The 26,502-nt window shown below is 39.6% G+C and carries 26 protein-coding genes, 2 pseudogenes and 2 riboswitches; of the genes and pseudogenes, 20 read left to right on the top strand and 8 right to left on the bottom strand.

Annotation, left to right across the window (positions count from 1 at the left end):
* The first annotated feature begins 15 nt into the window (after positions 1-15).
* Both HM131_RS14060 and HM131_RS14055 read left to right on the top strand, forming a co-directional pair.
* Positions 16-918 (top strand): EamA family transporter, encoded by a 903-nt coding sequence (locus tag HM131_RS14060; RefSeq protein WP_085030363.1) that lies wholly within the window; start codon positions 16-18, stop codon positions 916-918.
* A gap of 27 nt (positions 919-945) precedes the next feature.
* Entirely contained in the window at positions 946-1,476 is a 531-nt protein-coding gene (locus HM131_RS14055; RefSeq protein WP_085030362.1) for a GNAT family N-acetyltransferase, read from the top strand.
* 241 nt (positions 1,477-1,717) lie between these two features.
* Here the strand turns inward: HM131_RS14055 and HM131_RS14050 are convergent, their stop codons facing one another.
* The gene (locus HM131_RS14050; protein ID WP_085030361.1) at positions 1,718-2,167 is read right to left on the bottom strand and encodes a hypothetical protein; all 450 of its coding nucleotides are present in this window, start codon (positions 2,165-2,167) and stop codon (positions 1,718-1,720) included.
* A gap of 262 nt (positions 2,168-2,429) precedes the next feature.
* On the opposite strand from HM131_RS14050, the gene ablB reads away from it, so the two are divergent.
* The 6 genes and pseudogenes from ablB (at position 2,430) to HM131_RS14020 (ending at position 8,623) form a co-directional block, all read left to right on the top strand.
* Positions 2,430-3,275 (top strand): putative beta-lysine N-acetyltransferase, encoded by an 846-nt coding sequence (gene ablB, locus HM131_RS14045; protein ID WP_085030360.1) that lies wholly within the window; start codon positions 2,430-2,432, stop codon positions 3,273-3,275.
* Positions 3,276-3,434: 159 nt separating this feature from the next.
* Positions 3,435-4,778 carry an ATP-grasp domain-containing protein gene (locus HM131_RS14040; protein WP_085030359.1) on the top strand — a complete coding sequence of 448 codons (1,344 nt, stop codon included), beginning with the start codon at positions 3,435-3,437 and terminating at the stop codon, positions 4,776-4,778.
* 15 nt (positions 4,779-4,793) lie between these two features.
* Complete coding sequence (locus HM131_RS14035; protein ID WP_085030358.1) at positions 4,794-6,764, top strand: hypothetical protein; 1,971 nt, start codon at positions 4,794-4,796, stop codon at positions 6,762-6,764.
* A 257-nt stretch (positions 6,765-7,021) separates the two neighbouring features.
* Positions 7,022-7,705: pseudogene (locus HM131_RS14030) on the top strand (HAD hydrolase-like protein); the annotation flags it as partial.
* A gap of 66 nt (positions 7,706-7,771) precedes the next feature.
* Positions 7,772-8,056 carry a hypothetical protein gene (locus tag HM131_RS14025; protein ID WP_085030356.1) on the top strand — a complete coding sequence of 95 codons (285 nt, stop codon included), beginning with the start codon at positions 7,772-7,774 and terminating at the stop codon, positions 8,054-8,056.
* Positions 8,057-8,227: 171 nt separating this feature from the next.
* The gene (locus tag HM131_RS14020; RefSeq protein WP_085030355.1) at positions 8,228-8,623 is read left to right on the top strand and encodes a VOC family protein; all 396 of its coding nucleotides are present in this window, start codon (positions 8,228-8,230) and stop codon (positions 8,621-8,623) included.
* Positions 8,624-8,717: 94 nt separating this feature from the next.
* Here the strand turns inward: HM131_RS14020 and metE are convergent, their stop codons facing one another.
* Positions 8,718-10,997, bottom strand: coding sequence for a 5-methyltetrahydropteroyltriglutamate--homocysteine S-methyltransferase (metE, locus tag HM131_RS14015; RefSeq protein ID WP_085030354.1), 2,280 nt, complete (start codon positions 10,995-10,997; stop codon positions 8,718-8,720).
* A gap of 140 nt (positions 10,998-11,137) precedes the next feature.
* A riboswitch (cobalamin riboswitch) is annotated at positions 11,138-11,334 on the bottom strand.
* 58 nt (positions 11,335-11,392) lie between these two features.
* Positions 11,393-11,502, bottom strand: a riboswitch (SAM riboswitch).
* Positions 11,503-11,675: 173 nt separating this feature from the next.
* Here metE and bioB point away from each other — a divergent pair.
* From bioB to HM131_RS13980, 8 genes and pseudogenes are all read left to right on the top strand, one after another.
* On the top strand, positions 11,676-12,665 hold the full coding sequence (bioB, locus tag HM131_RS14010) for a biotin synthase BioB (protein ID WP_085030353.1): 990 nt from the start codon (positions 11,676-11,678) through the stop codon (positions 12,663-12,665).
* Between the two features lie 283 nt (positions 12,666-12,948).
* Entirely contained in the window at positions 12,949-13,710 is a 762-nt protein-coding gene (locus tag HM131_RS14005; protein WP_085030352.1) for a class I SAM-dependent methyltransferase, read from the top strand.
* Between the two features lie 17 nt (positions 13,711-13,727).
* Positions 13,728-14,570 (top strand): alpha/beta fold hydrolase, encoded by an 843-nt coding sequence (locus tag HM131_RS14000; RefSeq protein ID WP_085030351.1) that lies wholly within the window; start codon positions 13,728-13,730, stop codon positions 14,568-14,570.
* A 13-nt stretch (positions 14,571-14,583) separates the two neighbouring features.
* Positions 14,584-14,703, top strand: a pseudogene (locus HM131_RS20950) (hypothetical protein); the annotation flags it as partial.
* 258 nt (positions 14,704-14,961) lie between these two features.
* The gene (gene fbp / locus HM131_RS13995; protein WP_085030350.1) at positions 14,962-16,893 is read left to right on the top strand and encodes a fructose-1,6-bisphosphatase; all 1,932 of its coding nucleotides are present in this window, start codon (positions 14,962-14,964) and stop codon (positions 16,891-16,893) included.
* A gap of 202 nt (positions 16,894-17,095) precedes the next feature.
* Positions 17,096-17,839, top strand: coding sequence for an SDR family oxidoreductase (locus HM131_RS13990; protein ID WP_085030349.1), 744 nt, complete (start codon positions 17,096-17,098; stop codon positions 17,837-17,839).
* A gap of 254 nt (positions 17,840-18,093) precedes the next feature.
* Positions 18,094-18,921: an STAS domain-containing protein gene (locus tag HM131_RS13985; RefSeq protein WP_085030348.1), complete on the top strand. Its 828-nt coding sequence runs from the start codon at positions 18,094-18,096 to the stop codon at positions 18,919-18,921.
* A gap of 121 nt (positions 18,922-19,042) precedes the next feature.
* A complete protein-coding gene (locus HM131_RS13980) occupies positions 19,043-19,441 on the top strand; it encodes a nuclear transport factor 2 family protein (RefSeq protein ID WP_085030347.1) in 399 nt (132 codons plus the stop codon).
* 48 nt (positions 19,442-19,489) lie between these two features.
* Here HM131_RS13980 and HM131_RS13975 read toward each other — a convergent pair whose 3' ends face one another.
* The 5 genes from HM131_RS13975 to brnQ form a co-directional block, all read right to left on the bottom strand.
* A complete protein-coding gene (locus tag HM131_RS13975) occupies positions 19,490-20,056 on the bottom strand; it encodes a hypothetical protein (RefSeq protein WP_085030346.1) in 567 nt (188 codons plus the stop codon).
* A 12-nt stretch (positions 20,057-20,068) separates the two neighbouring features.
* The gene (locus HM131_RS13970) at positions 20,069-21,505 is read right to left on the bottom strand and encodes a sodium:solute symporter family protein (RefSeq protein WP_085030345.1); all 1,437 of its coding nucleotides are present in this window, start codon (positions 21,503-21,505) and stop codon (positions 20,069-20,071) included.
* Positions 21,506-21,519: 14 nt separating this feature from the next.
* A complete protein-coding gene (locus HM131_RS13965) occupies positions 21,520-21,780 on the bottom strand; it encodes a hypothetical protein (protein ID WP_085030344.1) in 261 nt (86 codons plus the stop codon).
* A 16-nt stretch (positions 21,781-21,796) separates the two neighbouring features.
* The gene (locus tag HM131_RS13960) at positions 21,797-22,732 is read right to left on the bottom strand and encodes an ornithine cyclodeaminase family protein (protein ID WP_085030343.1); all 936 of its coding nucleotides are present in this window, start codon (positions 22,730-22,732) and stop codon (positions 21,797-21,799) included.
* A 192-nt stretch (positions 22,733-22,924) separates the two neighbouring features.
* Complete coding sequence (brnQ, locus tag HM131_RS13955; RefSeq protein ID WP_085032013.1) at positions 22,925-24,301, bottom strand: branched-chain amino acid transport system II carrier protein; 1,377 nt, start codon at positions 24,299-24,301, stop codon at positions 22,925-22,927.
* A 244-nt stretch (positions 24,302-24,545) separates the two neighbouring features.
* On the opposite strand from brnQ, the gene HM131_RS20945 reads away from it, so the two are divergent.
* Both HM131_RS20945 and HM131_RS13950 read left to right on the top strand, forming a co-directional pair.
* Entirely contained in the window at positions 24,546-24,698 is a 153-nt protein-coding gene (locus HM131_RS20945) for a hypothetical protein (RefSeq protein ID WP_198162635.1), read from the top strand.
* Positions 24,699-24,836: 138 nt separating this feature from the next.
* Positions 24,837-25,082 (top strand): DUF6429 family protein, encoded by a 246-nt coding sequence (locus tag HM131_RS13950; protein ID WP_085030342.1) that lies wholly within the window; start codon positions 24,837-24,839, stop codon positions 25,080-25,082.
* Positions 25,083-25,239: 157 nt separating this feature from the next.
* Here HM131_RS13950 and HM131_RS20740 read toward each other — a convergent pair whose 3' ends face one another.
* On the bottom strand, positions 25,240-25,416 hold the full coding sequence (locus tag HM131_RS20740; RefSeq protein ID WP_157130832.1) for a hypothetical protein: 177 nt from the start codon (positions 25,414-25,416) through the stop codon (positions 25,240-25,242).
* An 83-nt stretch (positions 25,417-25,499) separates the two neighbouring features.
* Here HM131_RS20740 and HM131_RS13940 point away from each other — a divergent pair, with 83 nt between their 5' ends.
* Together HM131_RS13940 and HM131_RS13935 are read left to right on the top strand one after the other, a co-directional pair.
* Positions 25,500-26,036, top strand: a complete 537-nt coding sequence (locus HM131_RS13940; RefSeq protein WP_198162634.1) for a 2'-5' RNA ligase family protein — start codon at positions 25,500-25,502, stop codon at positions 26,034-26,036.
* Between the two features lie 89 nt (positions 26,037-26,125).
* Positions 26,126-26,347, top strand: coding sequence for a hypothetical protein (locus HM131_RS13935; protein WP_085030340.1), 222 nt, complete (start codon positions 26,126-26,128; stop codon positions 26,345-26,347).
* Positions 26,348-26,502: the final 155 nt, after the last annotated feature.

The raw sequence follows: 26,502 nt of genomic DNA, 5'->3' as shown, positions 1-26,502 counted from the left end.
AAGGGAGGCCATGATATGAAAATCAAAGGCATTACTTTAGTATTCATAGGCGCGGCTTGTTTCGGTTTTACACCTATTTTCGTTAAAACAGGGTTCGCTTACGGATACAGTCTGGGAGAAATCAATATTGCACAAATGCTTTGGGGATTCATCTTGTTGTGGGTATTAAGCTTATCTAAAGGGTTAACGACAAGAGGAATGACGAAAGCAGATTTGTGGAAGGTCATGGCTACGGGAACGACGGTGGGTTTGACGAGTATTTTTTATTATGGGGCGATGCAATATTTATCCGCTTCTTTAGCTATTATTCTTCTATTCCAATTTGTTTGGATCGGAATGATTTATGAATGGGTATTTAGCAAAAGTAAACCGACTAGAGTAAATCTAATTTCTTTAGCCATTACATTAACCGGTGTTGTTTTTGCTTCAAATGTGATTAATGGGAAAGCCTTTGACTTACCACCTTTAGGACTGCTTCTCGGATTGTTATCCGGGTTTTCCTATGCAGGATTTATTTACTTTAGTGGTCAAGTAGCGACGAAATCACATCCGATTCTTCGCAGTGCCTTAATGGTAACTGGATCAACGATACTCGTCCTAGTTGTGTTCTTCAAAGATATTCCGACCTATCCTCTTCTTGATGGTCGGTTATGGATCATCGGTGCAGGAGTTGCCTTAGTCGGTGCCATTATCCCACCGCTGTTCTTTGCCGGAGGAGCCCCGCTCATATCTGGACGCCTTGCGAATGTATTGAGCTCGGTTGAACTCCCTGTAGCGATCATCTCAGCCATGCTCATTCTTTCTGAGTCTGTCACATGGCTGCAGTGGTTTGGAATTTTACTCATTCTCTTAGCTATTGTTGTCAACGAAATGAGCGGTATGATGGTCAAGGTCAAATCAAGAAAACGCGTGAGTTAAAGATATTGTTGGAAAAGGAGCTTTCCTATGAACATTCAATTCCATAAACTAACGAAACCGACTGAAGCGATTAGAGAAGCCTTCGATCGCTGGGAAAACGATCCTGCTTTAATCTCTTTAACTCGGCCAAACCAAAGTCAAGCTGACATAGAACTTACAAAAACCGTATCTTTTGAGGACTTGACGGAGCGTGTTAAAGATCATCACATTTACCTTATCTATCTCGATGGACAATTGGTTGGTGAGATGAACTATATGATTGATCCGCCTCATCTCTTCAAAAAGGTACCACAAACCGCCTGGATTGGTATAACCATCGGGGAAGCTGAAGCCCGTGGTAAAGGAATTGGCCGTTTATCAATTAAGCATTTAGAGAAAGAGATTGAACAAGAAGGGTTAAGAAGAATAGAACTTGGGGTCTTTGAATTTAATGAATCCGCCTTTCAGTTATATAAAAAGATGGGTTATCAGGAAATAGGCCGTATCAAGGACTTTACGTTTTGTAAGGGTAAATTATGGGCTGACATTCGTATGGAAAAACACGTGAAAGGTAATTAATATTGACTAAAGCTAGGCCTGCTAGAGGGTGCTTTTTCCATAAGAGAAATCACCCTCTTTTTCTTGTGATCCCGTATGTTAGTCATTCGCTCAGCTTCCGATGATGCAGGAGAGGGAGCTGCTGAAATTCAAGAAAATTTTGTAGAAGAAGCAGCGAAGAACTTCAGTCATGTGAATGAAGGAATGCTAAAAACATGTAGTCATAATAGAAAAAAGCCTGATCTCTCTATAAAGCGAGGGTTCAGACTTTGACTAGCTCATTTACTCTGGAGTAGTAAAAATCTGTAATGAATAAACCTAGAACGTAGACGATAAAAGAGTAATAGATGTTCCAATCATCGCTGTATTCTACTTTATCTGTAAAAAGAGCCAGTAGTTCCAAGCCATTAATTAAGAGGATAAATAAGCCATAGACCCACAACCTTCTGATTTTCTTAAAATAGATGCAGTAAGCGAACCATGCGCAAATGATTGGATTATAGCCAATATCGATAAATAGTGACTCGAGCAGGACGATGGTTGGTTCAGGATTTAAAGCCCATAAATTACTCTGCATACCGACCTGATTAGATATAAGAGATAATAAGGCTGTAAAAGGAACCACCGAATAAATTAAGATGCGTGCTCTTCGGAATAAAATAATTGCAGTTATCCAGGGGAGAATGAATCCGACAGTAAAGTTGAAGATCATAGAGATCGCCATCTTTCTAATAAGTAATGGTCAAAATACTATTCATCTTATCTTCCTATCCCCTTAGAATTTTATGAAGGTAATATTTGTTAAAATATCTAATTATACTTGAACACTTTTTTCTTTACTAGCTTTTACATGAAAACATACTCATGTAAAATCGTAGTGTAAAAGGTAATTTAATTCTTCTTAATTTTGGGAATAGAAAAGAGAAGCGTCCTTTTATAGTGAGCAGAAGAACCTACAAAGGAGAGAGTGATCAATGGGATCAAACCGTTTTCTTTCTGCAAGTGCGCTTATGGAGAAAGACTATTTTGATGTGGAGCCGATCAGCCGACGTATTAAGGTGTATGAGCTGCCCGAAAATATGAATGAAGAACGTATGAAAGAGCTTCATACGGCAGCGGCTGAAATGAATTGTGATAAACTTATTTTTTATGTAAAAGCACAAACGGATGAGGAAGAGATTCTGCGAGAACTTTCAGCTAAATTGGAAGGTGAAATCAAAGGCTTCTTTCGAGGAGAAGACACAAAAATTTATGCTAAATATTTGGACCCTGATCGAAATCAGCCCGATTCTAAGAACGTAATCTCCCGAGTAAGAGAATTAGATCTTACATCTCATGCAATGAAGGAAGGTCTTCAAGAGGGATACACGATGACGTGGGGAAAAGAAGACCAAGCCGAGGAGATGGCCAAGTTTTATAAGTCGATTTTTTCAAAATATCCGACACCCATTCATGAACCGGACTATATTGTAAAAATGCTAAACGACAATGTTCATTTCTCTCTTATTTATCACGACGGAAAGATTGTAAGCGCTTGCTCTGCTGATATATTCTCCGATTATGGAGCGGCGGAGTTTACGGATTGCGCTACCTTACCCGCGTATAGAGGACAAGGGCTGCTTTCCCATCAATATCCTTTCTTGCAGGAAAAAATGAAAGCTCTCGGGATTAAGACCATGTACTCTTATACGCGAGCCATTTCGATGGGGATGAATATCATTACAGCGCAGCAAGGGTTTACGTATGGTGGGTGTATGGTGCAAAACAGTATGATTGGAACTGGCTTAGAGGATATGAATATTTGGTATAAACAATTATAAAATGAACTCAGGACAGCGACATTTAGCTGTCCTTTTTTTTTTGTGTGAAAATGTATAAATATTTCCTTTTCAAAATTGTTTCTTCAAAGGATATTTTTAAAACTTGAGGAGATTCTAATTAAATGTTGCTGAATCATTTCAAGGATAGGTGAAAAGGAAATGCCAAGAACGAATACAGAAACAAATACTTTCAAATCGACGAACCAACAGGATCGTAAACGCATGAATGGAAGAGAAGTCGGGCCGTTAAAAATCACCCATGAGCGTCCCGAAATAGGAAAGAAAATCGCCTTAATCGGTTGGAGCATTCCATCCATTGAAGCGATACAGCAAATGGGGAAAGAATATATCATTGTAAGTCATGAAGATTTCAAACCTTATGCCGATCAGCACCAGGTTCCATTTCTCTCATGGGATTTTGGAAAGCCGAAGCATTATCAGGAAGTTTATGAAAAGTCGAGGGATTTGTTCGATCAACTAAGAAGATTGGATGTTGGCCTTGCCATTCCTATTTTTGAGGAAACGGTGGAGTGGTCAGGCGCACTGAACGCTCGGTTTAGAAATGATCCCAGCGTCTTTGAACACTCGATTCTTTTTAGAGATAAGGCTATGATGAAACGCCGTGCCCATTTAGGTGGTTTGAAAGTCGGTGTGTTTGAAGAAGTCGAGAGTAAAGAAGAAGTTCGCCGATTTTTTAAACGAGTGAACCAATCGTTGTTGAAAAATCACAAGGATCATGCCGATCCGATTCATTTTAAGGCGCTGAATAAAGCGGGAGCTGCCGGTCACCGGATGATTTTCTCTGAAGAGGATATTGATCAAAAACTGACAGATGACAACTTCCCGGGACTCGTAGAAAGTCATCTTTCTGGCATTGAGGTTTCTTGCGAAGTGTTCATCCATAAAGGGAAAGTCCAATTTTTGAATATCACGGAATACGTTTTGCTGGGTTATTCCAGTATGGTTCCTCCATCCGCTGCGATCGAACAATATCGTACGATTATCCTTAAGGAAGTCGAAAAATTGATCGAAGCTTTTGACATCCAATATGGTATGGTCCATCCTGAGTTTTTCATCACGGAAAAGGAAGAAGTGTACTTCGGGGAAATTGCCTACCGCATTCCAGGTGGACATATCTTTGAACTGATCCAAAAAGTATATGGATTTAATCCTTTTGGAGCCCACCTCCTTTGTTGTGACCCTCATTCGACGGCAGAAGAATTAGAAAGGCACATTCCAAAGGATTTGAATGCAGATGGCCATGCAGGCAGTTTTATGGTTTACCCGAAAAAGAAAAGTGTCAGCAGGGTGCATATTCCATCTGACTTGGAAGGCCATCCGAATTTTGATAAACACACGCTATATAAGCCGACTGTCTCTAAATTTGGAGACACGGGAGAAGGGTACGGAAACCATTGGGGTACCGTGTTTTTCCATGGCGAAGATAGTAATGAAATATCAAGATTATTAACGGATTATGTAGATCATGATTTTTATGTGTAGGAGGAACAGCAGGCTATGACATTAAAGGTGGAAACAACGAAAGCAGAATTATTCAAACAAGAATTAGAGGCGCTGGAATCCGCTTTTTCCTTCGCGAAATCGATGTACCATAGCAGTGTCCTGCAGGCAGCGGCTAACTTAATGGATGAAGAAGAAGGCTTCTCAGTCTTATATAAAATGTCTGAACGGTATGATCAGGCGGGGATTTTTCAGGATAGCCCGTGGGAAAACCCTGCAAAACTGCAGCCTAATTTGGTGAAGGGTTCCTTGCAAGCAGGAGGGATGACCTCGATCTTAGAGATGCTGAGTGAACTGAGAATGGTGGCCATCGCGGAAGGAGAATATCAGCGCGAAGGTGTTACAAAGGAACAAGCACAAACTTTCTTACATGAAGTGATGGCATTGAACATAGATATTCTTTTTCCAGAAGAAACAGAAGCTGCACGTATAGAAGGAAAAGGAAAAGATAAAGATCGGATGGAGCGTCTGTTCCAATTTTTATCGGAAAAGTTATCGCTAGCTTCCATTTCCGGTGAGCTTGTGAAAGAAATTCGTGACCTTATTGCCCAACGACCGATTATGGTGAATCGAATTGTGAAGATGGTCAAGCATGCGGAGCAATTGTTGGATAAGGATATTGATGAAGGAGATCGTAAAGCGATTCAATCCTATTTAAACGCGTTAAATGGGAAAACGAAGAAAAGTCAGAACAGTAATGTGAGGGAATATCGTAAAAAGGTGAAAGAGCTTAAAGAAGAAGAGTTGAAAAAGGAAGCTCAATCCTTTGCGAAAACTATGCATGAAACAGGTCTTGTGGCCCCCAACCATGTTGTTCTAGTCCGCTACTTGAACAAGCAATACCCTCAGTTGCTGCCAGATGCACTTAAGGTATCTAAAAAAGGAAAAGCAAACGTCGAGGAGCATCTGGATTTTGTCCAGAATCTGATTAAGGTTGGGGTTCACATTCCGCTGCGACAGTCGTTGTATGGTCTTTCCAAAATGCTGGATCGAGGTGTCCTTTCATCCTCGCCTGTCATTCCTGGGATCAGGAGAATAATTGAGCTGGATCTTCAGCCGGATATCCGCAGGGTCTTACTTAATGCGATTAATGGGAATGAAGGAATTACAGCAAACAGTATACTTGTAGCAGGAATACTTAATGTGCTTGGTCAGCCATTAGGAATCGGACAGGGAATGAATCCTACTTGCCAAACAGCAAGGGGAATCAGCCTCTGGTCCCTTCATGCCCCGGGTCACTTGCTTGATTTAATTGCTAGAGCGGCTAGAGACGGCGATATTGATGTCATGTTTGAAGGCATGACCATTCACTCGAAGGATTTACGCGAAGGATTGGTAGATGACCTGCATGAAGAACTGGATCCAGTGTCCTTAGTGCTTGTTCCGCATCTAGATCGGATCTATTCCGAGCTCGTCCGTCGTTCGAAATTCCGTGGTGATGATGTGCACAAATGGGTAAACCCAGCTTTTTACGGCAATTGGATTCCTAAAGGATTTTGCAGTGTCATTGATCCAATGACAGGCTCAGTTGCTGACTATCCAGGGTTTGTACGTCTCTTCTATGCAACACATCACCCAGAATATAACGAAGGGTATGAACTCATTTATCCAAACCCGGTAGGTATTTTCATTACCAATTCGTTTGGAAAGTTTCTAGGATTGCATGCGGTATCGATCCAGCGTATCGCTAAGGATCCAACAGGAGAAATGAGAATTTACTTTTACAATCCTAACAACGACAGTGCTCAGGATTGGGGGCAGGGGATTCAGCCGAGCGTGACAGGTTTTGGTGAAATTCCTGGAGAATCATCATTACCATTTCATCAATTTGTTGCACGTCTATATGCGTTTCATTACAATCAATATGAACAAGGGGACGGATTTGCAGTGGATGATGAAATTGTTAAAGAGGTAGAATCGTTAGCCAAGGAAAGCTGGGGAGACCAGTACACTTGGGTACAAATATAAATGATGAAAATCCTGCTACTTGGTAGCAGGATTTTTGTTTATACACATGAAAGCATTAGTTTTAGATGTAAATGTTTTTACGTTTATACCTTTTGAGTATAGAGCAGAGAAAAGTTTTGAAAAAGGAACTTCGTATAGTACATAACTTATTGAAACGTAGAAGAAGGTGATACGTATAAAAGTTAATGAGCCAGCTAGTAATGGAAATTAAAAGATGTTTAGAAAGAATGTTAAACTAACGCAGTTAATTTTGTTACAAAGGAGAAAAGTCAATGTCACAGGCAATTATTTTTGATATGGACGGGACGTTATTTCAAACAGATAAAATTCTAGAGATTTCTCTGGAGGATACATTTAATTATTTATCCTCTCTTAATCAGTGGGAAAAAGAGACGCCAATTGAAAAATACCGCGAAATCATGGGTGTTCCCTTACCGAGAGTATGGGAAGCTTTGTTACCTCATCATTCTATCGAAGTAAGAAAACAAGCCGACTCTTATTTTCTTCAAAGATTAATTGAGAATATTAGAAGTGGAAAAGGTGAGTTATATCCGAATGTGAGGGAAGTTTTAAGTTACTTAAAAGAGAATAATTATTCGATTTACATAGCAAGTAATGGGTTAATGGAATACTTAAAAGCTATTGTCAGGTATTATCATTTGGATGAATGGGTTGCGGAGACCTTTAGTATTGAACAGGTCGATACACTAAACAAATCGGATTTAGTACGCACGATATTAGAGAAAAATGAACACAGTCAGGGAGCAGTCGTGGGTGACAGGCTCTCTGATATCCATGCTGCCAAAGAAAATGGTTTAGCTTCAATAGGATGTCAATTTGATTTTGCAAAAGAAGAGGAACTATTACAGGCTGATAAAGTGATTCATGCCTTAATCGAATTGAAAGCTATATTTCCTAAAAGAGAAGTCCATTCAATCTGAGCTGAAACTATCGTAAATAACCCAATGTATGAATAGGCTTTTCAATCAGATTGGAGATGTGATGATATGAAAACAGCCGTACATGTGTTGAATCTTCTCTTTCTTATATTCTTGTTGTTCCTTGGTTTCTTAGCGTATTTAGGTATGAACTTTGCACCTTATCCTGGAAGTCATACTGGTGAAAATATTGGGTTAATTATGATCTATGTGTTTTGGGCTGTCGGTTATTATTTACAAGTGAAACAAAAGACACTTGTTCGTTTTATTACCTTTTTTGTACTTGAATTTATTTTCCTTTGCTTGTGGTTCTTCTATGCGATCGCCTATATTGATTCTTTGTTTGAAGCATAGACTAGACAAAAGTTGTTTTTAGGCTTCCATCTACTTTGAGGATAATAATTACTTTCCACGTCGAAGAAAAAGAAGAAGGATTATCAAAGATAGAGATAGAATAATGAACATACACATACTTAAAACTTACATACAAATTGGTTTACAAATCTATATTCTTAGGAGGGTACTATGGGCAGACTAGTTCATTTTGAAATTCATGTAGATGACATGGAACGGGCGAAGAATTTTTATGGTGATGTATTTGGTTGGACATTTGAAGATTGGAGTGAATATGCAGGAATGCCTTATTTTGGTGCTGTGACCGGCGATGAAAAAGAGTTGGGGATTAACGGAGCGTTAATGCAGCGTCAAAGTCCGCCACCAGAATTAAACCAGCCCGTGAATGGCTATGCATGCACGATGGGGGTAGAAGATTTCGATGCTGTTGAAGCTAAGATTACCAACAACGGAGGTAAGGTTGCCATGCCGAAGTATGCGCTTCCGGGAATGGCTTGGCAGGGGTATTTCATCGATACGGAAGGAAATATTTTTGGGATTCATCAACCCGATGAAAATGCTAAATAGCACCATGAAGAAAGAACCCTTCAATTAGGGTTCTTTCTTCATTCATTGCAAGATGCGCAGTCGTGATCTCTATTCGTCTTCTATCAAATTTTCCCTACTTACGAACGACTTCCTTAATTTGTTCGCGAATCTTCTTACTTGCATCAACCATATTCGTTAATGCAGCTTCTGTTTCTTCAATTCCTCGCGTTTTTAGACCGCAGTCCGGGTTCACCCAAAACTGCCGAGGATCGAGAACCTGTAATGCACGCTGAATATTTGTCTCCATTTCTTCTACTTGTGGTACGCGTGGGCTATGAATGTCATAAACTCCAAGTCCAATGCCCTTTTTATAAGAATGGATCTCAAAGTCAGCAATAATCTCTCCATGGCTACGGGTAGCTTCGATGGATATCACGTCAGCATCAAGTTGATCGATGGTCTCCATAATTTCACCGAACTCGGAATAACACATATGGGTATGGATTTGTGTTTCATCTTTTACAGACGATGTAGCTAGCTTAAAAGCATAAACAGCCTGTTCGAGATAGAGGTTTTGCTTCTCCGGTTTAAGAGGCAGTCCTTCTCTTAATGCTGGCTCGTCCACTTGGATCATACGGATTTCCTGCTCTTCAAGAGCCTTAATTTCTTTCTCCAAAGCTAAAGCAATTTGCTTGGTTACATCAAAACGCGTAATATCCTCACGTACAAACGACCAGTTTAAAATCGTTATAGGACCAGTCAACATTCCCTTTACTGGTTTATTGGTCAAGGACTGTGCGTAGCAGATCTCTTTTACGGTCATCGATTCTTTCCAAGATACATCACTAGTGATAATAGGTGGTTTTACGCACCGGGAACCATAGGACTGCACCCATCCAAAGCGGGTAAACGCAAAGCCCTCTAGCTTTTCTCCAAAGAATTCGACCATGTCGTTACGCTCAAACTCCCCGTGCACAAGTACGTCTAATCCTAATTCCTCCTGCCGGTTTATCCATTCAGAGATGTTATTTTTTATAAAAGTATCATAATAGGCATTCGACCATTCCCCTTGGCGCCACCTCAATCGTGCCTGCCGTATTCCTTTTGTTTGCGGCAAACTTCCGATGGTTGTTGTCGGAAGGAGAGGCAGATCGAAAAACGCTTGCTGGAGATTTTGGCGCCTTTCGAAATCACTATTACGCTTTGTCAAAAGGTCGGTACCATCAGATCGTGGCTTTGATGCATTTTGCTTTAAAGTCCATAGTTGGTTGCGTTTCTCCATTTGAATCGTAAGTTCTTCTTGAATAGAATCTCTTCCATGGTTGATCCCTCTTGTTAAAATGGTCAGTTCTGCTAGTTTTTGATCGGCAAATGCCAAACCATTTTTCAAAATAGGATCTAGATCCTGTTCCGTTTCTACAGTGACAGGTACGTGTAATAAACTACAAGAAGGCTGGACGATTAGTCTTTGAGTTTCAGATAGAATTTCTTCTATCTGGGATAACTTATTTTCCAAATCCGTTCTCCAAATATTTCTGCCATTGATCAGCCCGACTGCAAGAGTTTTGTCTGTAGGAAAACCATACTTTTTTAATGCGGCTACATTCGCTCCTTCGTCGTGCACAATGTCAAGACCTATCCCAGCCACAGGAAGGGAAATGATTTCTTCGTAGTGATCAACGGCCTCAAAATAAGTCTGAAGCAGAATCTTAGCCCCAGGCAATTGGCTGTGGAATAAATGGTACACATCTTTTACCCGTTGTAGGTCCTTCTCTGAGATAGATGTACTTAAAATGGGTTCATCCACCTGGATCCAGTCCGCACCAGCGCTTACCAGTTCCTCTAGCACCTGTATATAGAGAGGCACAAGCTTCTCTAATAGGGAATCTGAATCAGTTTCCTCAAATCCTTTTGCCAACTTAATAAAAGTGATCGGACCTAAGAGGACGGGTTTTGTCGTCAGTCCAAGTTCTTCTTTGGCTTCTTTATAGTATTGAAGCGGGTAATTATGCGTAAGCTCTGGAGTATGATCTGATTGGATCTCAGGGACGATATAATGGTAATTCGTATTGAACCATTTCGTCATTTCTGAAGCCACGGCTTCGTCATTGCCGCGAGCAATTTCAAAATAAGTATTTATGGAGTAATCCCTCTCCTTAAAACGTGATGGAATCAGTCCGAACATAAAGGCTGTATCCAAAACATGGTCGTAAAAACTAAAGTCACCAACGGGTATCAAGTCGATACCGAGGTTTTTCTGTTTTCTTAGATGAGTCAGGCGGATTTTTTTCATGTCTCTCAACAGATCGTCTTCTGAGATTGAGCCCTTCCAAAAACGCTCCAATGCTTTTTTCCATTCCCGCTTTTCTCCGATTCTTGGATAGCCTATGGATGAACTTAGTACCTGTGTCATTTTTATTCCTCCCTGTAATGTAGACAATAAAAAAATCCCTCTATGCACTAGAGAGATTGTTGTGGCGTATTACGATAACCCCCTGTTAATGACAGACGGATCCGGTTAATGTCCTAACACCTCCCTATTCCTCGTAGGTTTAAGTGTACAATCGACAGGCAGGTCTCCTGACTCATGTTCATCACAAACCTGCGTCTTCCCGTCTATTTATCCAATAGACAGTGACTCGCAAGCAGATTTGCTCCCATTTTACAGTGGCGGGACCGTGCCGGAGTTTCACCGGACTTCCCTTTTAAGCTGAATAAGTCTATCCAGCACCTGAAGATCTACGGTATGCAGTTGTTGATCCATACGTACGAAAGAACTCTCAATAAGGAAAGTAATATACCTAGCCTCTCTAATTTTTCAAAGCTCTTCTTCGGTCGAATTAGCACCTAAATCTGCTAAACGCTGATTCGTCTGCCGGGCTTCATTGGGCAAGTCCCTCCGCCGCTCTGAATAAGAGATCGTATTCGTTTCATGGATTAAAAGAATACTAGCATGGAGGCTATAAGCTGTCAAATTAGAGCAATGTCAGAAAAAGGTGTTTTTTCTGACAGATTATGGTACGCTATCAATGGTCGTTAACCATTCGACAAAATAGGTTAACGGGCACACATTTAGAAAGGGGACTTGTTTATGTGGAGAGTTTTAGCGATCAAAGCGATTAACGGCTATGAAATTACGAATGACGAAGCTTTAGACGTGTTAAACTGCCCGGAGGATGAGCTGCTCAGTTTGCTGCATAGCGCCTATCATGTGAGAAAGAAGTTTTACGGCAACAAAGTGAAGCTGAATATGATCGTCAATACAAAAACAGGCTTTTGTCCTGAGAACTGCGGGTACTGTGCGCAGTCCAGAGATTCAAAAGCCCCCATCCAAAAATATAGGATGATGGACAAGGAAACGATCATTCGAGGGGCAGGAAAAGCCCATAATATGAAGGCGGGTACATATTGTATCGTTGCAAGCGGCCGAGGACCTTCCAAGCGTGAATTAGATATCGTCACATCGGCAGTTAAGGAAATCAAAGAGAAATATAATATGAGGATTTGCGCATGTCTCGGGCTTTTAAAGCCAGAACAAGCTGAGCAGTTAAAGGAGGCAGGCGTCGATCGTTACAACCACAATATTAACACCTCAGAAAATCACCACGATCAAATCACCACGAGTCACACCTACGACGACCGTGTAGAAACGGTTAATTATGCTAAACAAGCAGGTATTTCTCCATGCTCCGGGGTCATAGTCGGAATGAAAGAGTCAAAACAGGATATCGTTGATATGGCACGCGCTTTACAGCTGATGGATGCAGATTCTATTCCGGTAAATTTCCTTCATGCCATTGATGGGACAGCACTTGAAGGGACCGATGAATTGACTCCGTCCTACTGTTTAAAAGTTCTATGCTTATTTCGTTTTATCAACCCGACAAAAGAAATCCGTGTATCCGGCGGACGTGAAGTGAATTTACGCAGTCTTCAGCCGCTTAGTCTTTATCCAGCAAACTCGATTTTTGTGGGAGATTACTTGACTACAGATGGTCAAGAAAGCACAGAAGACCACAAAATGATCGAAGATTTAGGGTTTGATGTGGATGTCGTGAATAAGGAAAAAGTTTTAAGTTAATGAAACTGCCTGGATAAGGCAGTTTTTCTTTATCTCAAATAATTTCATATCCTATTACGACAAATCTGCCTATCAATAAAATGTACAGCCGGTTTCTAAACAAGTAGTTCCGATTATTAAACCATATACATGACGTGCTGCCTGTCAGAGGTGTACGAGTGTGGTTGGAATAGGAGTAAGCACAGTTTGAAGCATTTCAGACCTTCTTTCATACGTAGTGAAAAAGTTCTGGAATTGATTCAGGTATAGGAAGAAGGTTGCTTTTAATATAGGAGGGCGTTGTATGAAGCAAACGAATTTCTCTGGAATAGCAGACCGATATGATCTGAATGATTATAGACGTGATGAAATTTGTCGAGATAACAGATTAAAAACGTACATAGAAACACATGATCGATCTAGTTATGAAATTCTGGATTTATCCTGCGGAACAGGGCTTTACCTTGCTCATCAAATAAAAGAGTTTAAAGATACGGATATGAACTGGCACGGATTAGATGCCTCAGAACAAATGCTAGAGAAAGCAAAAGATAGGCTAGGGAACGTATCTTTCGTCCACGGCGCTGCAGAGTCTATGCCTTATCGTTCTGAATCCTTTGATTATATTGCCAATCATTATGCTTTCCATCATTATCTTCACAAACAACAAGTGCTCGATGAAATTTACAGAATATTAAAGCCAGGTGGAATGTATTTCATGCACAATATTGCTGTGGATCATATGCCACTATGGTGGCTGTATTATTATTTTCCTTCAGCTCAGGTAGAGGATCAAAAAAGATTTTGGGACAAAGGATTGATCTATGATCAGCTTAATAAACGGGGATTTAAAGTAGATTTGCAGATTGATTATCAGTTGAAAGAAGTCAAAATAGCAGAATACTTACATTTTGCTGAGAATCGAGATATATCCGCGTTAACTCTAATCAGCGAGGATGAATATAAGGAAGGTCTCGAGAGGATGAGGCTCGATGTACAGGTCGATCCTGAGGCCACAGTCGTGAATGATTTTGCAGAGCTGTTTTGCGTGGCTGATAAAATCTAGTTATGGAGTGATCATTAATGGAAAAGTGGTCAAAACAAATGGTTCACACCACACGTGGAATTTTTGAAGTGTTCACTAAAGGGAAGGGGCAACCTTTATGCGTTACTCATCACTATTCAGAGTATAATGATACAGGAGACTATTTCGCTGACATCTTTACAGACCAGCATAAAGTTTACCTTGTAAACTTAAGGGAAGCTGGCAACTCAGTAAAAGCTTCTGAACCTTATGAACTTAGCCTGTTAGAAACTGTTTTTGATTTAGAGGCGATCAGAGAGGCGTTAAAATTGCCTTCATGGAGTTTTGCCGGCCATTCGATTGGCGGCGTCATCGGAGTGATGTATGGCATTCACTTCTCTAATAAACTAAATGCAAACATCCTTGTTGGGGCAGCTGCTAGAGATTATGCTACGCTATCGTCTACCTGTATTTACAATCCTGCTCATCCTGATTTTGAATATATGCAGGAACTCATAGAAACGCTAAAGTGTCCAGACCTGTCAGAAGAAATGAGAAAAGAAAAGTCCATTGAGCGGACCCAATTGTCCTTACATGATCCTGAAACTCATCACCAGTTGTTTAATAAAAACATCCATAAAAGAATGGCCGTACCACGGTTGAATTTCTTCAATCGAGAGCTGCAAATTTTCGACGTAACGAAAAAGCTGCATCTTAGTTCAGTAAAAACTTTTATTGCTTGCGGAAAACACGACGTCCAATGTCCTCTTGAATTCTCAATGGAAATGTACGATCTCCTACCACAAGCAGAGTTAGTCGTGTTCCAAGAGAGTAATCACTATCCGTTTTTAGAAGAGAAGGAGTTGTTTATTAGAGAGGTAGATAGGTTTATGAAAAGTTAACTTAAAGGAATTCGATCCTCTCAGGGAAGAAGGATTCATGTACAGAGAACGTTTAGAGGAGTCTGGGGTGCCGGTAGAACTCTTGCATTACGACGATATGCCACAGTTTTATCAATATGATCGGCACAGTTGAACGGGCGAAACAAGCCCTTGATGAAATAACGAAGAAGTTAAGAGAAATACTGAATCCTTAACAAAATCCACCTTTGGAAAAAGAAGGTGGATTTTATTATGTAGAGTAAGTAAGAATTTGTTCTATCTCCTCCTATTAAATAGAAAAAAACATGTTACGATTAAAGGTAACAAAGAAATTCAAAACTATGGCAAAATAGAGAGTAAGTAACCTACCATTTTATTCATGTTCAATTGTAATGAAGGGGGATCCATAATCTTGAACACAAAATACTTAGATGTACTGGCTCAAAAATATGATTGTGAAGAAAAAGTAGTCACTGAAATTATTAATCTAGAAGCTATTCTCAATCTGCCGAAAGGTACAGAGCATTTTGTCAGTGATTTACACGGGGAGTATCAAGCCTTCCAGCATGTGTTAAGAAATGGTTCAGGAAGAGTGAAAGAGAAAATAAGAGACATTTTTAATGGTGTTATCTATGAACATGAGATTAATGAATTGGCGGCATTAGTTTACTATCCTGAAGAAAAGTTACCGTTAATTAAAAATAATTTTGATAACGAACAAGAATTGAACCAATGGTACAAAGTAACGATTGAACGTATGATTAAGCTCATTTCTTATGCCTCCTCTAAATATACCCGTTCGAAATTACGCAAAGCATTGCCGGATCAGTTTGACTACATTATTGAAGAACTCTTATACAAAACAGAAGAATCCGCAAATAAGGAACAGTATTATACAAAAATTGTTCAACAAATTATTTCTCTCGGACAAGCGGATAAGCTGATTACAGGGCTGGCTTACAGCACTCAGCGTTTAGTTGTAGATCATCTTCACGTTGTGGGAGACATTTATGATCGTGGTCCTGAACCGGATAAAATTATGGAAGCACTCATAAATTACCATTCCGTTGATATCCAGTGGGGAAATCATGATGCCCTATGGATAGGGGCTTTTGCTGGTTCCAAGGTTTGTCTCGCTAATATTATTCGTATCTGTGCACGCTATGATAATTTGGATATTATTGAAGATGTGTATGGGATTAACCTTCGACCACTCCTCAACCTTGCGGAGAAATACTATGAGGACAATCCAGCCTTCAGACCAAAAATACATTCCGATAAACATACCACCGACCATGAAAAATTACAAATTACAAAAATACATCAAGCGATTTCTATGATTCAATTTAAATTTGAATCCCCAATTATCAAGAGACGACCGAACTTTAATATGTCAGAAAGACTTTTACTTGAGAAAGTAGATTATGATAAAAACGAAATTACGATTCACGGGAATACCTATCCCCTCGAAAATACGTGTTTTGCAACGGTTAACCCCGAACAGCCTGATCAATTACTAGAAGAAGAGAAGCAAGTAATTGATAAGTTGTTATTCTCCATCCAGCATTCTGAAAAGCTGGCCCGACATATGAAGTTTCTCATGAAAAAAGGCAGTCTTTATTTAAAATATAACGGAAACTTATTGATTCATGGATGCATCCCTTTGGATGAGAATGAAAACATGGAAAAAATGGAGATTGAGGGTAAGAATTATGGAGGCCGTGAGTTGCTTGATCTTTTCGAGCATTATTTACGACATGCCTTTGCACATCCCGAAGAGACGGATGACCTTGCTACAGACATGGTCTGGTATTTATGGACAGGCGAATATTCATCACTCTTTGGGAAAAGAGCCATGACCACCTTTGAGCGCTATTTCATTGAGGACAAGGAAACCCATAAAGAGAAAAAGAATCCCTACTACCATCTACGTGAAAATGAGGAAACCTGCCGGAAAATCTTAGAAGAATTTGATTTGAATCCGGACCAAGGTCATATCATAAATGGCCATACACCAGTTAAAGAGATTGAAGGAGAGAATCCGATTAAAGCCAATGGAAAAATGATTGTTATAGATGGAGGTTTTTCAAAAGCTTATCAATCAAAAACAGGTATTGCAGGTTACACATTGTTATACAATTCCTATGGCATGCAGCTAGTCGCTCATAAACACTTTAACTCAAGAGAAGAAGTTCTTAGTAATGGAACAGACGTTTTGTCAGTAAAAAGATTAGTAGATAAAGAACTGGAAAGGAAAAAGGTTCGGGAAACAAATGTAGGAGAGGAATTACTACAAGAGCTTTCTATATTAAACAGTTTAAAGGAATATCGATATATGAAATGAGTCTCATATTGATCTCTCGACACTTAAGTAATAAGCCGATGTTTGAAATGAATAAGAAGCTGTAGGAGGTCTAATGAATAGCTTATCTCCAACTTATTTTTTCCTTCTATATCTTCCAATAGGCAAGTTAGTGTTTAGTTAACTCTTTTTTAGGAAACTAAAAACTTGAAGTTAAACTTAAATACAAACAGGAGGCTAACTAGTGTCAAGTCTAAAAGATCAAGTGGTAATCATAACGGGAGCTTCTAGTGGAATTGGTGAAGAAACAGCGAAAGAACTATCTTCTAAAGGAGCTAAGCTTGTATTAGCAGCAAGACGGGAAGACCGATTAAAAGAAATTGCTAACCAGGTGAATCAAAGCGGAGGACAAGCCATCTTTAAATCTACAGATGTAACCTCGTACGAAGAAATGGAAGAACTTGCTTCGTTTGCCCAGGAAGAATTTGGACAAATTGATGCCATTGTAAACAATGCAGGTCTAATGCCATTGTCTTACTTGAATAAGCAAAAAGTGAAAGAATGGGATCAAATGATCGATGTGAACATAAAAGGCGTACTTTATGGGATATCAGCCGTCCTTCCCCATATGCGGGAAAGGAAAAAAGGACACATCATTAATATCTCATCTGTGGCCGGACATGTCGTCTTTCCGGGAAGCGCCGTGTACAGTGGAACAAAGTTTGCGGTCAGAGCCATCACTGATGGGCTGAGAATGGAAGAGTCTGCAGATAGCAAAATAAGAGCGACGATTATTTCTCCTGGAGCCGTCTCCACCGAGCTTACATCCACCATTACTGATGAGGACATTAAAGGTGGTGTAGAAGAGCTCTATGAACAGGCTATTACTCCAGATAGTATTGCGAGAACCATACGTTATGCTCTAGAAGAACCGGCTGAAATAGCCATCAACGAAATTGTGGTAAGACCAACAAGTCAGACGATGTAAAATTCATAGACGCGCAGTTCATTCGTGGGCTGCGCTTTTTTGTGATAGGAAAGTCTGCGAAGTGAGAGGGTTGTTAATTGTGAAAAAGATGCCTGAATTGTAGGAGGTAAAAGGAGATTAGACGTTCTGTGTAGAAAGTAATACTAATCCTTTTTTACTTTCACTTCTATCCTTTAACCTCTTCAGTGACGAACCCCTTACTGTACTTTGTAGTGTACCTTACGCACCTAAACTAATTATGGAGGGAGTCTAAGATGGAGTTTACTTTTCATGATTCAGACCAGCTAAAAGATTTTTTTGAAAATAATAAGCTGGTTTTTGAAGGCATTTTATTATCAGAAGCTGTCTATGTGAAAGATAAAATAGATGAAATTTTACATATTGGAAATATTGATCTTGTTAATAATGCAAAAAAATTAGTCGTTTACATTATTGATGAGAAAGATGAAGATCTAAAACACTTTGCAAAGCTGGAAGGGATTGCTTGGGCACAACATTCGATAGAAATATCGTTTAAATTAGAGTGGGTCCAGGCAATACGAAGAACAATTTGGACGTTTATAGAAGAGTATAACGACCTCAAAAAAAATAGCTTGGGTATTGAAGAGTTTTTTCATTTGGAAAGAGAGATCAATAATCGAGTAGACGAATTTTTAAATACTTTTTTCATTAATTATACCATCTATAAAGATTCTTTGATCAAGGAGCAAAAAGAGTTGGTTGAGAATCTGTCGGTCCCCATTATTCCTATCGATTCCGCCATCTGTATTCTGCCTTTGATTGGTGATCTCGATCTTCATCGGGTTGAAATTATTAATGAAAAAGTTCTAGATCAGATCTCACATTTACGAATTCAACATTTAATTATGGATTTATCTGGCGTGGCAACCATGAAAGGTGAAACAATTGCTGAATTAAAGAAGGTTATTGATGGAATTTCTATGATGGGCTGTGAGACGGTCATTACCGGCCTAAGGAAAGAAATTGTTAGGGAAATGACGAATGTAGGAATACAATTTAATCGACAAACGAAAACACTGGGAACCTTACAGCAAGCGCTTAATGAATACTTTGTTCATTAACTTGGTCATTAAGCATGCATAGGCGATAAAACCAGAGGACGAATTAGGAAACGCCATTCGGGGTGTGTTAAGCAATTTTTAAATGTCTATGTTCCTCTTTTGAAATGAAAGGATGTTGATGATGACCCAAAGACAGCCAAATGAACCTGAGTTCACCAACAAAGAAAGAGCAGTGACTTTTCTAAAGCTTGTTGCATCAGGAGAAGTTCGTGAAGCTTATCGACGTTATATAGCTCCTGATTTTATCCATCACAACCCTTATTTTCGCGGGGATTCCGAGTCCCTTAAGTTAGCAATGGAAGAAAACGCTTCAAATAGCCCTGACAAAACATTTGAAGTAAAGCGTGCGATGGAGGAGAGAGATCTTGTTGCCGTTCACTCGCATATAAAGCAAAACTCAGAAGACATTGGAGCTGCCGTCGTGCATTTTTTCCGGTTTCAAGATAATCAGATAGTTGAATTGTGGGATGTCGGTCAACCGATACCAGAAGATTCGCCGAATGAAAATGGGGTTTTTTAAGGGAAGTCGTTTAATAAGGCCTGAGCATTCACTGCTCAGGCCTTATTTTTATAGTCTCCACTCGGTAGAATTCCACAACTTCAGCAGAAGTTCTTCTGACTCTCCGGTATTCCCATTGATGATAAAGGTCTTTGTAAGAAAATTAGTATCAACGTCAACTTTCCATAACGGCAAATAAACCAGATCTATTGCTTTTATCTCATACCTTGGTTTCTTTAATATATAATTTCTATTGATCTGTTTATCTTGAACATCCACGATGTATTTGCTCAGTAATTCTTGCTTTGTGATTTCTGCTCTTCTAACTTTCGAATCAGAGACCTCTGTTGGTGTGATTGGCGGGACATTTGGAAACAATCCACGGTACCCTGAAACCGCATCAATAAAAGCCATATTTGGTTTTATCTTAGGTGGGAAAGGCTTTCTATCTGCGATGATAAGCATTTTTACAATCCACATGGGATGATAGATTTTTTCTTTTTTTGTGATCCCTTGTTTTAGTGTCTCCTCATTTAACTGACGATTCCATTTCAATGAAGGTTTTAAATTTTTATACATGTGCTCCGGCAGGTCTTTTTCCATTATACTCTCTTCTCCAAGAATACTAACATTCATGAGGTCACCTACTTATGCATTTATGTCCATATGATAACGGTCTACTTCTAATTGTTTAGCCTCAGACGGTGGTGTAGTCATTAAACTAACAACAATCGTTAGAATTGCAGAAACAGGAGCAGATACCAGGTGCTCGGAAACTAATGCGAAAGGAAGCAATGCCATTATGATAAAAGTAACCGTTCCCCCTATCATACCTGCTAAAGCGCCAGCGGTATTTGTGCGTTTCCACCATAACCCCAGAACAAGTGGGAAACCAAAGGCGGATAGCATAGCTCCACTTACCCAGCCGACCATAACGGCAATCAATTGAGGGGGCTCGATAGCAAAGAGGATACCTACGATACTAGCTAGGATCATTACGATGAGTCCTAAGCGAGTGACTGTTTTTTCTGAAGCTTTCTTATTAATATGTTCCTTATAAATATCGTGGGCAATTCCAGCAGCTACGGCTAAAAGCATCGCATCTGCAGAAGACATGATGGCTGCCAATAATCCTGCTAACATTACTCCGGCTAATAAAGCAGGCATGTAATGTTCAATGACGGAAATGAAAATCATATCCTGATTTTCTAGTGTGTCGGCAATACCGAGGCTTGCTCCGGCCGATGCAATGACAAACCCGAAGATAAAGACGGTTACATAAAGGAAACAAGCTCCTAATGCAGAGCGACGAGCGGTCTTTGCATCACGTGCGGCAAAGTTCCTCATGACTGCCGAAGGGGAGACAACTCCGAACCATAAAAAAGCAATGAACAAACCGAAATAGGACATCCAAGGCTGCGTAATGGAACCGAATTGAGGATCGACAGCTAATGCATCTTGAATTAACGTACCGACACCACCATGATCCATCAAAATAATGACAGCTAATATGAACATTCCAATGACCATAACGGCTCCTTGGATCAAATCTGTATATGTAATGGCCCACATGCCGCCCAGTGCAGCATACAAAGTAAAACCAAGCCCTAGAATAATGACAGCTGTTACATAATCAATGCCCAGCACATAAGAACCGATAAGCCCAGAGGCGGTCAATTGTGGAATCATATAAAATGTCATACTAAGTACGACTATAATCGCAGCTACAATTTGCACCGATTTGCCATACCTATGCTTGAAAAACTCAGGTAACGTCTTTACTCCTGTTCTTCTAATTTGTCCTGAGATTAAAAACATAGCAAAGGAAGGGATGGCTACGGCACCAAACCCATAGGCTAGTAAAAACGGCACCCCAAGGGCGACTCCAGAACCAACGGCTCCCATCAACGAACTCGAGCTTGCAACAGCAGCGAAGAAGGCAAAGGAACCAACAAAGCTATTGATTTTACCGCCAGCCGTCCAATAGTCTCCTTCTGATGAATGAGCCCGCTTGGCAAACCAAATTCCTATAACGGTCATAATGATTAAGTAGATTGCTAAAATGGTTGCTTCCATTATCTGCATTATTTATCACTCCTTTATTTGATCTTTCTTTTTTCTGATTCATTTATCCATTCTTCAGCCTCTCTTTTTTCCAATCTTTCCATCCATACAACGTAAGCGACAGTCAGAGCTAACCAAATAAAAAAGCAAACAAACATAGCCCATCCAGCTAAGGAAATACCGGCTAAATAAGTATTCGTCGGCCACCAAACCCAGAAGATTAAAGCGATCACCGATAAAAGAATGACCATAATAATGCCCGGATCTTTCCATTTTTTTCGTGTTAGTTTCCTCATTTCCATCCCTCCTTTCTTACTTATAAAGTCTTTCATATATGGACTGGACTACGACCAGGTCGAAAATTGCAGCGCCCACTGATTTAAAAACAATGGTTTTACCTTCTACACTTTTTAGTTGATGATTGTTTTTGATTAATTTTTCGAGATCCCATGAGTCTTCTAAGTCCGAACGTAATTCTTTTGCACGTATCATATCACCTGATTCACGAAAAGCTGAAGCTGCATCTACATAGACTTCATCTGCCATATGTAATACTTGATCTGAAATTTCCTGCATAGCAGGACGGAATGACCCAACTCCTACAATTTGTTTCCCTTTCCACTCCGACTCATTTAGTTCAGGTAGAACCGGCGTGGGAGAGGTAGTCGTCGTCACGATAATATCTGATTGTTTTACTAAATCTTCTACGGGAGAAACGGAAAAAGTGACTTCAGGGAATTCTTTTTCTGCTTTTGACTTGAACTGGTGAGCTTTTTCTTCTGTGCGATTAAAAATATGTACATTCTTGATATCTCTTGCTACCAGTGCAGACTCCAGATGGCTCCATCCTTGAGTCCCAGTGCCTATGATCCCTAATGTTTCAGCATCTTGTCTTGAAAGGTGTTTCATTCCAAGGCCGCCTAAGGCTCCCGTACGTAAGGAGGTAATGGCCACTGCATCACACAAAAATAGAGGTTCCATTGTTTTTCGATCATATAAAACCATTAATCCATGGATGGTATCTTTACCTTTGCTAGAGTTTTCGGGGGCGACACCTACTAACTTTGTCGCATAATAATCTCCATAGAATGCTGGCATAAGTAAAGCCGTATTATCCCCATCTTCAATATGCATACGATCAGGTGAAATGTAGTTCTCTTCTTTTCTCAAGTAAAAGTTCTCAATGCTTTCCATCGTTTCTTTCATAGAGAATTTTTTTGTGATTTCTTCTGCTTGAATAACTTCCATCTATTTCCCTCCTTTTTGGTGTATCACATATGTTACCAAATTTTTCAGAAAAGTGAAAACATTGTAGAATTATGGTATGTAAAAGTCTGTGTGGAAAGTAAGTAATTAATTCATGATTATTTGAGGGAAAGAGTGATGGAATGTACACAAAAAAAGAAAGACCAAATTTATAAATTTGGTCTTTCTCGTGTCCTATTGGGTACCTGGATTTGTCTGAAGGACCGATGAATGGGTTTTATTTTTACTACTCCATAAATACCCGAGAACCGCTCCAATGAAGGCTGGAAGAACCCACCCCAGTCCAATATCATATAGTGGCAGGTAGGAGTAATAAAATCCGCTAACCTTATCAATTACATGTATAGCAGCCCCTGGAATTGTGCCTACTAAAGCATTGTACCCATCAATGGTACTTACGAAAAGCGTCAAAACCATAGAGCCAGTATAAACACTGCGCTTATGTTTAAATAGACTCGAGGAGAGACCTAATAAAATCAGGACGATCGCGAGTGGATAGAGGAACATCAGCACAGGTACGGCGTATTGAATGATATTCGTTAGTCCGAAGTTTGCGACTATAAATGACGTTAGCGTTAGAATCAGAACGAATGTCTTATAACTGATTTTAGGATAGATGGTATTGAAAAATTCACTGCAAGCAATGATCAATCCGATGCTTGTTTTTAAACAGGCAAGGACGATAATGATGGCTAGTAAGATCGAACCGAATGCGCCGAAATAATGTTGGGAAACAGCTGCAAAAGTAAGCCCTCCATTTTCTAGAGTACCGACAACGGAAATACTAGAGGCTCCCATGTACGTAATTAAACCGTAAATCAGCGTCATGAGACCCATGGCGAACAAGCCTGATTTCCAAGTTGTCTCTGCAATGGCCTTCTTATCTGTAATTCCCATTCTCTTAATAGCATGGATAACGACAATCCCAAAGGCCAGCGCACCTAGTGCGTCCATTGTGTTATAACCCTCTTTAAATCCAGTCATAAATGGTAGCGTGCCATAATCACCTGCAGGTTCTCCGAAACTGCCCATCGGCTTAACGATGGCCGTAATAATTAATATAGATAAAAACAATAAAAAAGACGGTGTTAAGTATTTTCCGATGATATCCATAACTTTCGCGGAGTTCAATGAAAAATAAAAGACTAGGGCAAAGAACAACAAGCTGAACAAAGCAAGCCAAAGACTGCTGTGATCAGACTGAATGAACGGTTCAAAGCCTACTACATACGGGACAGTGGCTGTCCGGGGAATAGCGAAAAAAGGTCCAATCGTTAAATAAAGAATAATAGCAAAAGTCGTCCCGAACAGGGGGTGGACCCGACTCGCTAAATCGTGTAATCCCTGGCTGCCCGAAAGACCAATTGCCAATATTCCCATAAGTGGGAGACCGATGGCAGTTACAAGAAATCCTATCAGTGCAGGCCAAAAGGAAGTCCCGGCAAGCTGTCCAAGCTGGATAGGGAAGATTAAATTCCCAGCTCCAAAAAATAGCCCGAAAAGCATTGTTCCAATGGCGGCGTAAGTAGAGAATGATGTTTTTTGTTGCATATACATGTTCCTTTCCTGATGTTCTAGAGCTCTTATGAAGCAATAAAAATAATCCTATCAAGAATCTTTGAAAGGAACAATACAATTTTGAGATATTTGTCGAAAATAGTAGAGTGTTACCAAGTGGATCCGTTAGCTAATATATAAAGGAACTTGTAGTTGCATTGGAAGCAAACGAAACAGAAGATTTATGGGAGTGTAAGCTAGGTGAATAGGAATAAAAAATGATGGGGAGGGTTGTTGAATGGAAATAGGGGCTGTAATCATTGTTATCATTCTTTCTCTATGGTCTATTACTAAAACGATAGAAAAGGTATCTAATAAAATCATAGAAAAGCAAGAACAGCAGAATGAACTTCTTAAGGAAATAAAAAGTAATTTAGATATTAAAAAGTAGATGCTTGATTTGCCTCCAACTGGTAAATTTACATACTTTGCTGGCCCACTTTCGTTACAAGGTACTTCACTATCGAGACTATCTATGTTTAAGGACCTCTTTTATAATCTTAAGTAAAAGTAGTAAAGAAGTTTTACTATTAAGAATCAAATCGATGAACTTACATTGCTACTCTTGTATTTAACTTCTTTTACAGATGACTATGGATTGGGGGAGGAAGGACAACGAAGTTGGAAAGGTTACCCTTTTGGAACCTTAGATGAACTGAGTGAAAAAAGGTACATCATTGGAAGTAAACGTGCAAAGTCGGTCTATTTAACCGAGGAAGGAATTGAACAAGCAAAAGAGTTAATGAAGAAATATCACGTTTCCGATCATCAGTAAAGGTTAAAGAGTAAAGGAGTTCTATTCACTCCTTTACTTCCATCTTTTTAACAGAAGCAATGGGGGGCTTTGTTTCGACTAAATAATCTGTTGTCCATACCTTGATGTGCTGGCCAGTTCGAAGCTGTTCAAACTGTACCTCGTTAGTTTCACGAAACTAAATCATATCGGTCGATTTCTGTTCCTTCCCACTTTCTACACGTAGCAATAGCTGACGATCTTCGTCTTGTAAATCTTTTTCTATGATTTCACCAGTGTAATCCGGTCCTAGGCTTCTTATAATTGAAAAGCCAATAAAGAAGGCGATTAATCCTAATAAGATCCACTTTTTCAATTGAGACCCCTCCTTTCTTCAAAGTGTATCTTCTGTATGAAACGTTTTTAAATCTTATTTGTTAGCTAAAGGGGGAAATATACGTGCAATACTTTATTGGCATTGTACCTTCAAAAGAATACATAAGAAAAGTACGTGAGTTTCGTCAACAATGGAGCAGGCATTCGATCAACGAAGTAGTTGAACCTCATATCACCCTTAAAGCGCAGGGGGGATTAACGGAAGATAGAAGATGGTTGAAGAAAGTGAGAGAAATCTGTGATGACTTTGAACCTTTTCACCTATCTCTAGATCAACCACGTTTTTTTGGTGATGATATTCTTTATTTGAGTGTAAAATCACAGCCCCTATACTTGCTGCACGAAAGGATGGTTAGAGAGATTTCCCCTACTGATGAAATAATAAAGAGTTATTTTGAATTGGATGATTTTGTTCCCCATTTGACTTTAGGTAAAACAACGTATGGCTTAACAAAACTGGAATTACAGGACATGGCAAAATTAGCAGAAAATGAACTGACTCCTTTTCCAACATTTGAAGTTCGTTTTGTTCGAGTGTATCAAGAAGTGGAAGAGAATCAATATAGAAAATACATGGATATAACATTGAATGGTGGTTAATTTAGGGATGGTCGAAGACAGACTTCTCCTTTGTGAGATGAATAAATTCAGCTTTTTTCACTCACTTTAAGAGTAAGGAGGAAGATATTATGCCAAAAGATGCTCAAAACTCACACTCTGAGGTTTCCCCGCACCCTGATGGGAAAAGGGAAGGAATTATAAATGAACCTACGGGATTACAGACAGGTGTGACTATAGACTCGAAAAAATCCTGGAATGGGAAAGAGAAGGAATTAAATCTTCAGCCTGATGAGAAGATGAGAAAGTTTAAAGAAAGTATGGGAAATTTGATGGATAAGGACAAGCAATAGGAACCCCGGCCAAAGACGGGGTTTTTTATTTGGAAATTGTGTCACTGGGGAAAAAGCTTGAGTCTGTCAGATTGTTTTGAAATAATTGGAAGTAACAAAAAGTAAATGTATAAGGAGGGGACAGGCTGAATGTAAAGATACGAAAGTGGATCATT

The sequence above is a fragment of the Halobacillus mangrovi genome, assembly GCF_002097535.1.
GTDB lineage: Bacteria > Bacillota > Bacilli > Bacillales > Halobacillaceae > Halobacillus > Halobacillus mangrovi_A.
Note: the sequence above shows the minus strand (reverse complement) of the source record. Positions and strands in the feature narration are given on the sequence as shown.

What these genes read in the sequence shown, in the direction of transcription:
- HM131_RS13960 (WP_085030343.1), bottom strand. Translation starts at nt 22,732, where the DNA reads ATGGAAGTTATTCAAGCAGAAGAAATCACAAAAAAATTCTCTATGAAA.
- HM131_RS13935 (WP_085030340.1), top strand. Translation starts at nt 26,126, where the DNA reads ATGCCAAAAGATGCTCAAAACTCACACTCTGAGGTTTCCCCGCACCCT.
- HM131_RS14040 (WP_085030359.1), top strand. Translation starts at nt 3,435, where the DNA reads ATGCCAAGAACGAATACAGAAACAAATACTTTCAAATCGACGAACCAA.
- metE (WP_085030354.1), bottom strand. Translation starts at nt 10,997, where the DNA reads ATGACACAGGTACTAAGTTCATCCATAGGCTATCCAAGAATCGGAGAA.
- HM131_RS13980 (WP_085030347.1), top strand. Translation starts at nt 19,043, where the DNA reads ATGACCCAAAGACAGCCAAATGAACCTGAGTTCACCAACAAAGAAAGA.
- HM131_RS14000 (WP_085030351.1), top strand. Translation starts at nt 13,728, where the DNA reads ATGGAAAAGTGGTCAAAACAAATGGTTCACACCACACGTGGAATTTTT.
- HM131_RS13985 (WP_085030348.1), top strand. Translation starts at nt 18,094, where the DNA reads ATGGAGTTTACTTTTCATGATTCAGACCAGCTAAAAGATTTTTTTGAA.
- HM131_RS14020 (WP_085030355.1), top strand. Translation starts at nt 8,228, where the DNA reads ATGGGCAGACTAGTTCATTTTGAAATTCATGTAGATGACATGGAACGG.
- HM131_RS14025 (WP_085030356.1), top strand. Translation starts at nt 7,772, where the DNA reads ATGAAAACAGCCGTACATGTGTTGAATCTTCTCTTTCTTATATTCTTG.
- brnQ (WP_085032013.1), bottom strand. Translation starts at nt 24,301, where the DNA reads ATGCAACAAAAAACATCATTCTCTACTTACGCCGCCATTGGAACAATG.
- HM131_RS14005 (WP_085030352.1), top strand. Translation starts at nt 12,949, where the DNA reads ATGAAGCAAACGAATTTCTCTGGAATAGCAGACCGATATGATCTGAAT.
- HM131_RS14055 (WP_085030362.1), top strand. Translation starts at nt 946, where the DNA reads ATGAACATTCAATTCCATAAACTAACGAAACCGACTGAAGCGATTAGA.
- HM131_RS20945 (WP_198162635.1), top strand. Translation starts at nt 24,546, where the DNA reads ATGGAAATAGGGGCTGTAATCATTGTTATCATTCTTTCTCTATGGTCT.
- HM131_RS13965 (WP_085030344.1), bottom strand. Translation starts at nt 21,780, where the DNA reads ATGAGGAAACTAACACGAAAAAAATGGAAAGATCCGGGCATTATTATG.
- HM131_RS14060 (WP_085030363.1), top strand. Translation starts at nt 16, where the DNA reads ATGAAAATCAAAGGCATTACTTTAGTATTCATAGGCGCGGCTTGTTTC.
- HM131_RS13975 (WP_085030346.1), bottom strand. Translation starts at nt 20,056, where the DNA reads ATGAATGTTAGTATTCTTGGAGAAGAGAGTATAATGGAAAAAGACCTG.
- HM131_RS14035 (WP_085030358.1), top strand. Translation starts at nt 4,794, where the DNA reads ATGACATTAAAGGTGGAAACAACGAAAGCAGAATTATTCAAACAAGAA.
- bioB (WP_085030353.1), top strand. Translation starts at nt 11,676, where the DNA reads ATGTGGAGAGTTTTAGCGATCAAAGCGATTAACGGCTATGAAATTACG.
- HM131_RS13970 (WP_085030345.1), bottom strand. Translation starts at nt 21,505, where the DNA reads ATGCAGATAATGGAAGCAACCATTTTAGCAATCTACTTAATCATTATG.
- HM131_RS14050 (WP_085030361.1), bottom strand. Translation starts at nt 2,167, where the DNA reads ATGATCTTCAACTTTACTGTCGGATTCATTCTCCCCTGGATAACTGCA.
- ablB (WP_085030360.1), top strand. Translation starts at nt 2,430, where the DNA reads ATGGGATCAAACCGTTTTCTTTCTGCAAGTGCGCTTATGGAGAAAGAC.